The 11,289-nt window shown below is 65.1% G+C and carries 9 protein-coding genes; 3 read left to right on the top strand and 6 right to left on the bottom strand.

Going from position 1 to position 11,289, the window contains the following annotated elements; translation table 11 throughout:
- Positions 1-1,761: aspartate--tRNA ligase (gene aspS, locus RMO81_RS09245; RefSeq protein ID WP_310475545.1), on the bottom strand; the 1,761-nt coding region annotated here is incomplete at its 3' end.
- A 91-nt stretch (positions 1,762-1,852) separates the two neighbouring features.
- On the opposite strand from aspS, the gene rnd reads away from it, so the two are divergent.
- Positions 1,853-3,022, top strand: a complete 1,170-nt coding sequence (gene rnd / locus RMO81_RS09240) for a ribonuclease D (protein ID WP_310475544.1) — start codon at positions 1,853-1,855, stop codon at positions 3,020-3,022.
- On the opposite strand, the gene RMO81_RS09235 is transcribed toward rnd, so the two are convergent.
- Genes RMO81_RS09235 through RMO81_RS09215 form a run of 5 tightly spaced genes read right to left on the bottom strand, consistent with a single transcriptional unit; the run spans position 3,019 to position 9,275 of the window.
- Positions 3,019-3,621, bottom strand: a complete 603-nt coding sequence (locus RMO81_RS09235) for a DJ-1/PfpI family protein (protein ID WP_310475542.1) — start codon at positions 3,619-3,621, stop codon at positions 3,019-3,021. The genes rnd and RMO81_RS09235 overlap by 4 nt on opposite strands.
- A complete protein-coding gene (locus RMO81_RS09230) occupies positions 3,621-5,159 on the bottom strand; it encodes a Ppx/GppA family phosphatase (protein ID WP_310475541.1) in 1,539 nt (512 codons plus the stop codon). The genes RMO81_RS09235 and RMO81_RS09230 overlap by 1 nt, the downstream gene beginning before the upstream one ends.
- Positions 5,160-5,175: 16 nt before the next feature.
- A complete protein-coding gene (locus RMO81_RS09225) occupies positions 5,176-7,377 on the bottom strand; it encodes an RNA degradosome polyphosphate kinase (protein WP_310475540.1) in 2,202 nt (733 codons plus the stop codon).
- 50 nt (positions 7,378-7,427) lie between these two features.
- Entirely contained in the window at positions 7,428-8,039 is a 612-nt protein-coding gene (locus RMO81_RS09220) for an HdaA/DnaA family protein (protein WP_310475539.1), read from the bottom strand.
- 24 nt (positions 8,040-8,063) lie between these two features.
- Complete coding sequence (locus RMO81_RS09215; RefSeq protein ID WP_310475538.1) at positions 8,064-9,275, bottom strand: heavy-metal-associated domain-containing protein; 1,212 nt, start codon at positions 9,273-9,275, stop codon at positions 8,064-8,066.
- An 82-nt stretch (positions 9,276-9,357) separates the two neighbouring features.
- On the opposite strand from RMO81_RS09215, the gene purM reads away from it, so the two are divergent.
- Entirely contained in the window at positions 9,358-10,458 is a 1,101-nt protein-coding gene (purM, locus tag RMO81_RS09210) for a phosphoribosylformylglycinamidine cyclo-ligase (protein WP_310475537.1), read from the top strand.
- Positions 10,451-11,289, top strand: an 839-nt coding sequence (gene purN, locus RMO81_RS09205; RefSeq protein ID WP_310475536.1) for a phosphoribosylglycinamide formyltransferase, incomplete at its 3' end; no start/stop codon positions are given. The genes purM and purN, both read left to right, overlap by 8 nt.

Here is an 11,289-nt window from a genome sequence, read left to right as displayed (position 1 = left end):
CAGCTCCCGCAGTTGCTTCAGCGACACTGGTGCCGGCGCGTTCATCATCAGATCTTCGGCCTTCTGCGTCATCGGGAAGACGATGACTTCACGGATGTTCGGTTCATCCGCGATAAGCATCACCATGCGGTCCACGCCCGGCGCCGAACCGCCGTGCGGCGGCGCGCCGAACTTGAAGGCGTTGATCATGCCGGAGAAGTTCGCATCCACCTCTGCCTGGGTGTAGCCGGCGATTTCGAACGCCTTGTACATGATGTCGGGCCGGTGGTTGCGGATCGCGCCCGACGACAGTTCAACGCCGTTGCAGACGATGTCGTACTGGAACGCCTTGATGGTCAGCGGATCCTGGGTCTCCAGCGCTTCCAGCTCGCCCTGCGGCATGCTGAACGGGTTGTGGCTGAAGTCGATCTTCTTGGTATCTTCGTCATACTCGAACATCGGGAAATCGACGATCCAGCAGAATTTATACGCGTTCTGTTCGATCAGGTTCAGTTCCGTACCGATGCGGGTGCGGGCCAGACCAGCCAGCTTGGCGGCTTGCGCTTCCTTGCCGGCGGCAAAGAAACAGCCATCACCCGGGCCAAGGCCCAGCGCTTCGTACAGCGCCAGCATGCCGGTTTCGCCATGGTTCTTGGCAATGGGGCCACCAAACTCGCCGCCCTTGCGGGTGACATAACCCAGCCCGGCATAGCCTTCGGCGCGGGCCCATTCGTTCATGTCGTCAAAGAACTTGCGGCTCTTCTCGGCGGTGGCCGGCGCGGGAATCGCGCGCACGACATTGCCGGCTTCGACCATCTTGGCGAACAGGCCAAAGCCCGAACCGACGAAGTGGCTGCCAACATCGGTGATGACCAACGGGTTGCGCAGATCGGGCTTGTCGTTGCCATAGCGGAGCATCGATTCGGCATAGGGAATGCGCGGGAAGGCGCCCTTGGTCACTTCCCAAGGCGTACGGCCGCCAAAGCTGGAAAACTCTTCGAACACGCCGGCCAGCACCGGCTCGATGGCGGCAAACACATCGTCTTGTGTGACAAAGCTCATTTCGAAATCGAGCTGGTAGAATTCGCCGGGGCTGCGGTCAGCGCGGGCGTCTTCATCGCGGAAGCAGGGCGCGATCTGGAAATAGCGATCAAAGCCGGCCACCATCAGCAGTTGTTTGAACATCTGCGGCGCCTGCGGCAGCGCATAAAATTTGCCGGGGTGCACGCGGCTGGGCACCAGATAATCGCGCGCGCCTTCCGGGCTGCTCGCCGTCAGGATCGGCGTCTGGAATTCCATGAACCCCTGATCGATCATGCGGCGGCGCAGGGACGAAATCACGTTGCTGCGCAGCATGATGTTCTGGTGCAGCCGGTCGCGGCGCAGATCCAGGAAACGATATTTCAGGCGGATATCCTCGGGATATTCGGCCTCACCCGCCACCGGCATCGGCAGTTCATCGGCGGTGGACTGGACGGTGATTTCCTTGGCACGGATTTCGATCTCACCGGTGGGCAGCCGCGCATTGATCGCGCCGCCTTCACGCAGCACAACATCACCCACGATGGTGACCACCGATTCAACCCGGATCCGATCCAGCACCGCAAAGGCCGGCGATGTCGGGCCGGCAACGATCTGGGTCAGGCCATGATGGTCGCGCAGATCGACAAACAGCACGCCGCCATGATCGCGCTTGCGATGAACCCAGCCCGACAATTTCACTGTCTGGCCGGCATCGGCAGCGCGCAACTGGGCGCATGTGTGGGTGCGATAAGCGTGCATTTTTCCGGCTTCCGGCAGTTTGTTCTGAAGGGGCGGCTAGCACACGTCATTCACCGCTTTGTCAAGCGGCGAGATTGGAGTAACGGACGCCATGCTGATTCATCCGCTGGTGACGGACACCGCGACTCTCGAAGCACTTTGCGCCCGCTGGGCTACCGCCGACTTTGTCGCGGTGGACACAGAATTCATGCGCGAGAGCACCTATTACCCTGATCTGTGCCTGGTGCAGGTCGCCTGCCCCAACGAAGCGGCGGCGATCGATCCCAAGAGCCCGGACCTGGATCTGGCCCCGCTGCTCAGGCTGCTGGTGGAAGAACCGGTGTTGAAGGTGTTCCACGCCGGCGGCCAGGATCTGGAAATCATCTACAATCTCACCGGCAAGACGCCGCAGCCATTGTTCGACACGCAGATCGCCGCAATGGCGCTCGGGCTGGGCGAACAGATTGGTTACACCAACCTGGTGGCGGCCTATGCCAATATTCAGGTGGATAAGGGTGCCCGCTTCACCGATTGGGCGCGGCGGCCGCTGAACGATCGCCAGATCGATTATGCCATTGGCGACGTGACCCATCTGGCTGACATCTTTCCGCGCATGGTGGAAAAACTGCGCCGCACCGGCCGCGGCGAGTGGCTGGACGAAGAAATGAACCGGGCATCTGATCCGGCGACCTATGCCAACGATCCGGAACGCGCCTGGCTGCGCCTGCGCCTGCCCAGCCGCAAGGCCGAAGTGCTGGGCCGGATGAAGGCGCTGGCGCGATGGCGCGAACTGGAAGCGCAAGACAAGGATGTGCCGCGCGGCCGCATCGTGAAAGACGAAACGCTGGCCGATATCGCCTCATCCCCGCCGCGCTTCCAGACTGATCTGGCCAAGGTGCGCGGCCTGTCGGCAGCGTGGGGCGGCAACGCCATCGGCGCGCGACTGATGGTGGCGCTGGAAAACGCGCCGCCGTTGGAGGCCGATGAAATGCCGGCGCGCGAACCGCAGCGCCCCGGCCTGTCATCCGAAGGTGCCTTGATCGCCGATCTGCTCAAGCTGCTGCTGAAAATCCGCGCCAAGGAAGCCGGCGTCGCGCCGCGCCTGATCGTGCGCGCCGATGATCTGGAACTGCTCGCGTCGGGCCAGCGTGAAGGGCTGGATATGCTGCAAGGCTGGCGGCACGATATTTTCGGCGCCGATGCGCTGGCCCTCGTCGAAGGCCGGCTGGGCTTTGCAGTGACCAATGGCAAGTTGAAGATGAGCCAGTTGAGCGGCGATTAAGCCGGCAGAAACGGCGCCACCACTGCCTGTGCGCTCGCAACATAGCGCTGTTTTTCGCCCACCGGCGCCACATAGTGCAATGCGCTGGCCGCTGCGTCCCAGCCGGCACCGCGTGCCATGATCCACGCTGCCAGATAAGGCGACGCGAGGCAGCCGCCCGCCGTCGCCACATTGCCGTGCGCCACGAACGGCGCGTCGATCACATCCACCCCGGCGGCCTGCACCCACGGTTTGCTGATCAGATCGGTGCAGGCCGGCAACGAGCCGATCAGCCCCAACCGCGCCAGCAGCAGCGTGCCCGAACATTGCGCCCCGATCAGCTGCCGGGCCGGATCAAGGTTGATCTGCGCCAGCAGGGCAGCATCGTCCGCCACCTCGCGGGTTTTCATGCCGCTGCCGATGATCACCGCATCTGCCTGTGCTGCAAACGCCAGCGGGCGCTGCGCCGTCACCTCCACCCCGTTCATCGAGGTCACGCGCGGGCTTGGCGCGGTGATATGCGCCATCCAGCCCAGCGGCCGCAGCCGGTTGATGATCGCGGCAGCCACGAAGCTGTCGATCTCGTTGAAACCATCAAAGGTGAGGATCGCAACCTGCATCACACCAGACCAAGCCGAGGTTCAAGCCCAAGCGACGACGCCAGCAGTTTCAACCGCCGTTGCACGGCATCGCCGCCGGCCAGATCGGCATGGCCGCCGCCCAATCGCAGCAGCACGGCATCGCCATCCCGTTCCAGCCGGCTGGCCGCAAGGCCCACCGGGGTGCCGCCCGTAAGGCGCTGGCCCAAGCGCAGCGCCAGGCCCCAGACGCGGGCCCGCCCCAGCAGCGAGGCCGGCGCCAGCTGCAGCAATGTCGCCATTGCCGGTGCCTGCGGGCTGCCGCCAAAACAATAATGCAGCGCACAGGCCAGCGCGGCGCGTTCAGGCGCCGTGACCGCCACCCAATTGCCGTGCAGCGCCACATCCACCCCGCGTTCGGAACGGAAATCCGGGTGAGCGCGCCAGGCAATATCCGACAGCAGGCACGCCGCCAGCCGCAGCCGGCGATCGCCAGCGGGCTCGTCGGCAAACAGCGGGTCCATCCAGTCAAACAGCATATCGCCATGTTCGGCAAAGCGGCCCTGGCGCGCACCTTCGGCGCGGGCGGCGGCAATCAGCGGGTCCAGTGCCTGTTCCTCGGCTGCCAGATCGGCAAACAACAGGCCTTCACGCAGGCCAAAGCCCGACGCGATAACGCTGGACGATCCCAGTTTCTTCACCACCGCCGCCAACAGCATCGCCGCCCCCGGCAGCGACGGCAGCCGCGAGATGGACAGGTGCGGCACGGCCTTCAGCGTGGACAATTCGGTTTGGACAAGACTGCGGAACAGCTGGGTCGGCGCGGCTGCTGGCATTTCATATTGATGGACGATGGGCAGCGGGTGCTGGCTCATCCAGATATGGATCTGCGCCAGCGCCCGCCACGAACCGCCCACCATGTAAAACGGCTTGCCCTTGCCCTCCCCGGCCCAGGCGATCTTGTCGAGCGCCTTGGCAATGAAGGGCCCCAGCGCGCGGCGATCACGCTTGCGCACCGCGTCCAGCCGCAGGGCGCCTATCGGCAGGCTGATGCGGTTGCCCATCACGCCGTTCGACACACGGATCAGTTCAAGGCTGCCGCCGCCCAGATCGCCCACCACGCCATCGGCCATCGGAATGCCCGAAACCAGCCCCATGGCGGCCGCGCGGGCTTCGGCTTCGCCATCCATCAGCTCGATGGTCAGGCCGCATTCGGCCGCCACCCGCGCGATGAACTTCGGCCCGTTCCTGGCTTCGCGCACGGCGGCGGTGGCAACGGTGCGCACATCTGCAACCCCCATGGCGCCGGTGAGCGCGGCAAAACGCCGAAGGCCAGCAATAGCCACCTCCATCGCACCCTTGGTCAGGCGGCCATCAATGGCGATCCCGCGCCCCAGACCGGCCATCACCTTTTCGTTGAAGATGGTTTCCGGCACGCGGCTGCGGCCGTGATAAACCACAAGGCGGATGCTGTTGCTGCCGATGTCGATGATGGCGCAGCGCCCATCACGGGCGGGGCCACCAGTTGCTTCGGGCGGCAGGCCCACGCGGTGGGCAGGATCGATGGCTGGTTCTGGCATTGGTTCCGGCACCGCTTCAGGCCAGGCCGGCGGCATCGCTCGCCTCATTCAGGTCATCATCCTCGTCCGGCAGCATAAGCACCGGCACGGCGGCGGCACCCTTCACCTGGCCGCGCCCGGACAGCGATGGATTGGTCATGAAATAACGGTGCAGGTTGAAGGGCTCCTCCCGATCGTCCACAATCCGGTGATACTTGCCTTTGGCATCCATTTCCCAGCTTTGCTGATTGTCCTTCAGATTGGCCAGCATCACCTGATCCAGCACCTGGGCGTGGACGGTGGGATTTTCGATCGGCACCATGATTTCCACGCGGCGATCAAGGTTGCGCGGCATCCAGTCCGCCGAGGAGATGAACACCTTGGCGTGGCGGTTGGGCAGTTCATGGCCGCCGCTGAACACGCAGATGCGGCTATGCTCCAAAAAGCGGCCGATGACCGATTTCACCCTGATATTGTCAGAAAGACCGGGCACGCCGGGTTTCAGGCAGCAGATGCCGCGAATGATCAGATCAATCTCCACCCCGGCGGCACTGGCTTCATAAAGTTTCTCGATGATGCCGGCATCCACCAGGCTGTTCAGCTTCACCCAGATCGCCGCCGGCCGGCCCTGCTTGGCGTGGGCGATTTCCTCGTCGATCAGGCCATATAGCCGGCTGCGCATGGCGAGCGGCGCCATCGCCAGCTTTTCCAGCTTGGTGGGCTGCACATAGCCGGTGATGTAGTTCATCACCTGCGCCGCATCGCGGGCAAGCAGCGGATCGGCGGTAAAGAACGACAGATCGGTATAGATGCGCGCCGTGATCGGGTGATAATTGCCGGTGCCGAAGTGGACATAGGTGCGGATCGCCGCCCCTTCGCGCCGCACCACCATACTCAGCTTGGCGTGCGTCTTCCATTCGACAAAGCCATAAACCACCTGCACGCCGGCGCGTTCCAGTTCGCTGGCCCAGCGGATATTCTGCTCTTCGTCAAAGCGGGCTTTCAGTTCGACCACCGCCGTCACCGATTTGCCGGCTTCGGCCGCATCGATCAGCGCGCGCACGATGGGGCTGTTCTTGCCGGCGCGATACAGCGTCTGCTTGATGGCGATCACATCGGGATCGGCCGCGGCCTGGCGCAGAAAGGCCAGCACCACGTCAAAGCTTTCATAGGGATGGTGGACAACCAGATCCTTGGCTCTGATCGCTGCAAAGCAATCACCGCCATGTTCACGGATCCGTTCGGGGAAACGCGGCATGTGCGGTTCGAATTTCAGATCGGGCCGGTCTTCATCGACCAGCAGCGCCAGATCGTTGATGCCCAGCACGCCCGACACCAGGATCGTATCGCGATCATCCACACCAAGCTGGCCCTTGACCAGGGTGAGCAGGCCGGGCGGCGTGGCTTCTTCCATGGTGAGGTGGATCACCTCGCCGCGCCGACGCAGCTTCAATGCGGTCTGGTAAAAGCGCACCAGATCTTCGGCTTCTTCCTCTATTTCGATATCGGAATCACGGATCACCCGAAAGACGCCATCGCCCACCAGATCATAGCCGGGGAACAGCTGGCTGAAAAAGGCACGGATGGTGTTTTCAAGACTGATCCAGCGCACACTCCCACCGCTACGCCCTGCACCCGGCAAGCGGATGAAGCGCGGCAGCATCGCGGGCAGCATCAACAGCGCGCGCAGCAGCTCGTCATCGGACTGGCGGCGCAGTTCCAGGATCAGCGAAAACCCCTTGTTGGGGATGAACGGAAACGGGTGCGCCGGATCAATCGCCTGCGGGGTAAGCACCGGAAAAATCTGACCAAGAAAATGCGTCTGCAGCCAGTCGCGCTCCACCATGGTCAGCTTTTCAGCGGTGATCACGTGGAAATCGGTGCGTGCCAATTCCTTGACCAACAGGCTCCACACCCGCTGCTGTTCTTCCATCAGGTGATCGGCCTGTATGGCGATGGCGACCAGCTGCTGCGCCGGGGTCATGCCTTCCGCGCTCAGGGTTTCGATATTGGCCTGAACCTGGCCGCGCAGGCCGGCCACGCGCACCATAAAGAACTCATCGAGGTTGTTGCCCGAAATCGACAGGAAGCGCAGCCGTTCCAAAAGCGGGTGGGCGCGATTCATCGCCTCGGCCAGCACCCGCTCGTTGAATGTCAGCCACGAAAGTTCGCGGTTGAAATAGCGCTCGCTGGCCGGGATGGCGATTGCGACATTCGGGATGGGGGGCGTGTTGGGCATCGCCAATGCTTTAGCCCGCAACGCGCCAGCTGGGTAGGGGCGAGACGGCGCTAAAAGCCAAATTCACCCTGCCCGTCCACCACTTCGCGAGCCAGCGGTATGGTGACAGCGCGGCGACGAGCCAAGGCAGCGGCATCAAGCACATCCACCACGGCCTGCGCCGCCACCAGGCTGCGTTCGATGCGCACCATCAGCCAGCGGATCAGATCATCGCCCACCTTGATACCGCGTTCGGCGAACAGCTTGGCCAGCACGGCGGCCAGCAGTTCATCATCCGGTTCCCCCAATCGCACCAGCGGCGTGGCTGCCATGCGGCTGGCCAGATCGGGCAGGCCGTGACCCCAGTCGCGCGGGGCCAGCGCGCTGGTGAGCAACAACGGCGTTTCGCGGCTGGCGGCGTTCCAGGCGTGAAACAGGCTCTCCGGGTCTTCGCCTTGCGCGTTTTCGATCACTTTGGCCCGATGGTGGGCCGCAAACCAGCGCGCCAGATGGGTCTTGCCGCTGCCAGCCGGGCCAACCACCAACGTCACCGGAACCGGCCACAGGCCGGGGCTCGCCAGCCACGCCGCCGCGGCGCGATTGGCTTCGGTTATGGCAAGGCGATCCGGGCTGAGATCGGCCGGCCAGGCCAGCGGCAGCGCCGGTTCGGGCGCCAAACTCACAGGCGTGGGCTCACGGCAGCGGGTTCAAGGTGCCGGCGGCGTGGCAGGCACGGCCAGCGGCGGCGGTGCCGGCAGCCGGCGCAGCACCAGATCAGCCCCCTGCCGCTCCAGCCCCCAACTGCGCGCGGCCAGTGCGGTGCGCAGGGCGGCTTCCCCGCCGGGCATGGCCACTTCGATGCGGCTGGTGCCGCCCACCGCCACCTGCGCCATCAGCACATCGCCGGCAATTGCCCGCAACAGCCGTTCGGCCGCCGCCAGGCTGGCATTGTCGGGCGTGATGGCGGCAACGACCAGCGTGCTCGATTCGGGCGGCAGCGTGCCGATCTGCACATCGGCGGCGATGATGGCTCCCACGTCAATCGCCAGATCAGCATCGGCGCGCAGCCGGCCGTCACGCAGTGCCTGGGCATAAAGCGCGTCGATGCCCTTCACCCCTTCATCCAGCAGGCGCGCCAGCCCGGCCTCGCTGCTCACCTTCAGCGCCAGCCGGCCCAGTTCGGTGCCGGCCGCGCCGTGGCGGGCGATGAACAAGCCGCGAATGGGCCCGCCCGGATAACTGCGCGTCAGCCGGGCTTCGGCCACCAGCACATCCACCGTATCAAACCGGGTGATGATGCTGCGCCAGCCGGCGAGATCGCTGCGCCGAACCTGCGCCGCGCTCAGCCACAGATTGTCGGCTGCGCTGCCGCCGGGCAGCACATAATCGATCGGCGTCACATTGCCCTGCCAGCGGCCCCAGGCATCGCGCCACGGCGTCCTGGCCTGCGTTACCTGTGCCGCGCCGCCATCCACCAGCAGCGGCAGCAACAGCATCGGCGGCGATTGCAGGCTGGCCACGCCGCCCACATAATCGGCAGCGCGGCTGCGATCGAACACCACGCCCAACCGCGCGATATAACGGTTGGCGGAAAACTGTTCCCCCTGGCTTTCGATGCCGGCCACCATGCCATCAATCTGCCCATCGGAAAGCCGCGGTGCCTGCTCCTCCGGCTTGTTCGACAGCCGTGACCACAGTTTCGGCCAGGCCCGGCGCATCGCCTGCGTCCACGCGGCGCGGCGGGCGTCGTCAACATTCTTGGCGGTTACGTCCACGTCGATGCCGCCCACGGCATAGGCGCTGCCCGCCCCGCCTGATGGATCAGACGCGGGGCGTGTCGCCTTGCGGCTGGCCTGCTGGGCGACAGCAATCGCCGCGATCAGGCCGGCACCGACGAACAGGGCAAGGATGCGCTTCACAGCCGCTGTTTAGGGCCGCACCCGGCTGCTTGCCAAGCACGGATGCTGGCGCTTGGCTCCGACTGGCGCTATGGCGGCGCGCATGAGCGAAAAACGCCCCCTCACTCCCCCGCTTACCTATGCTGATGCCGGCGTGGATATCGCCGCCGGCAACGCGCTGGTGAAGATGATTGCACCGCTGGCCCGCGCCACGGCCCGCCCCGGTGCCGACGCGGAACTCGGCGGCTTTGGCGGCTTTTTCGATCCGAAGGCGGCGGGTTACAAGGATCCGCTGCTCGTCGCTGCCAATGATGGTGTCGGCACCAAGCTGAAACTGGCCATCGATACCGGCCGCCACGATACGGTGGGCATTGATCTGGTCGCCATGTGCGTCAACGATCTCATCGTGCAAGGCGCAGAGCCGCTGTTTTTCCTGGATTATTTCGCCACCGGCAAGCTGGAGAACGGCGTTGCCGCCCGGGTTGTCGCCGGCATCGCGCAGGGGTGCAAGCAGGCCGGCTGCGCGCTGATCGGCGGCGAGACGGCGGAAATGCCCGGCATGTATGCGGCGGGCGATTATGATCTGGCCGGCTTCTCGGTCGGCGCGGTCGAGCGCGGCGAACAGCTCACGGGTGACGGTGTTGCCCCCGGCCAGCTTATCGTTGGCATCGCGTCGTCGGGCGCGCACAGCAATGGCTATTCCCTCATCCGCCGCATCCTTGAGCGTTCGGGCGCCGATCTGGCCGCCCCGGCCCCGTTCGACCCCAGCCGCACGCTCGCCGAAGCGCTGCTCGAACCCACTCGCATCTATGTGAAGCCGCTGCTGCCGCTCATCCGTGCTGGCCGCATCAAGGCGCTGGCCCACATCACAGGCGGTGGCTTCCTCGAAAACATCCCGCGCGTGCTGCCTGCCGGTTCCCGCGCGCTGGTCGCCGCCCCCGCATTGCCGCCGCTGTTTGATTGGCTGCGCGCACAAGGCGGCGTAGCAGCCGCCGAAATGGCGCGCACTTTCAACTGCGGCACCGGCATGGTGCTGGTGGTGGACCGCGCCGAGGCCGAAGCCGTGATCGCCGCGCTGGCCGAAGCCGGCGAACAGGCCAGCATCATCGGCGAGATCATCGCCGGCCAAAAGGGCTGCGAAATCCACGGCGCGCCCGGCCAGTGGGGCGAAGCCGCCGCCTGGACGGCCAGTCACGATGCCTGAGCGGGCTCGCCCAAAGGCAAGGGTGGCCGTATTGATCTCCGGCCGCGGCAGCAACATGGCCGCGCTGCTCTATGCCAGCCGGCTGTATGATTGCCCCTACGAGATCGTCGTCGTTGGCAGCAACGATCCCGAAGCCGCCGGGCTTGCGCTGGCAGCAGCGGAAGGCGTGCCGACCTTCGCGCACAGCCACAAGGGCCTGAAGCGCGCCGAATTCGACGCCATCATCACCCGCGAACTGGAACAGGCCGGCGTCACCCACATCGCGCTCGCCGGCTACATGCGGTTGCTGTCGACCGAATTCGTCACCCACTGGCAGGGCCGCTGCCTCAACATCCACCCGTCGCTGCTGCCCAAACACAAGGGCCTGCACACCCACGAAGCCGTGCTGGCGGCCGGCGAAGCCGAGACCGGCTGCACCATCCACATCGTCACCCCCGAACTGGACGATGGCCCAACCCTCGCCCAGGCCCGCATCAAGGTGCTGCCCGGCGACACGCCCGAAACGCTGGCGGTGCGCGTGCAATATGCCGAACACCAGCTCTACCCGCGCGTGCTCGCCGATTTCGTGTCGGCAGCTGATCGCCCCGAAGCCCTGCTCACCCGCGTGCGCAGCCTGGCGCTGAACCTGCCGGCCGCAGCCGAAAAACTCTCCCACGGCTCCCCCGGCTTCTTCGTCGAAGGTGGCAAGTTCTTCGCCTATTTCAGCGAAAACCACCACGGCGACGGCATCACCGCGCTCCTGTTGAAAGTCTCCGGCCTCGATGAAGCGGCCATGCTGATCGAGCAGGACCCGGACCGCTTTTTCCGCCCCAAATATTTCGGCCCCGCCGG

The organism is Sandarakinorhabdus sp. (genome assembly GCF_031422795.1).
Classification (GTDB): Bacteria; Pseudomonadota; Alphaproteobacteria; order Sphingomonadales; family Sphingomonadaceae; genus Sandarakinorhabdus.
This window is presented reverse-complemented; position numbering and strand designations above follow the sequence as displayed.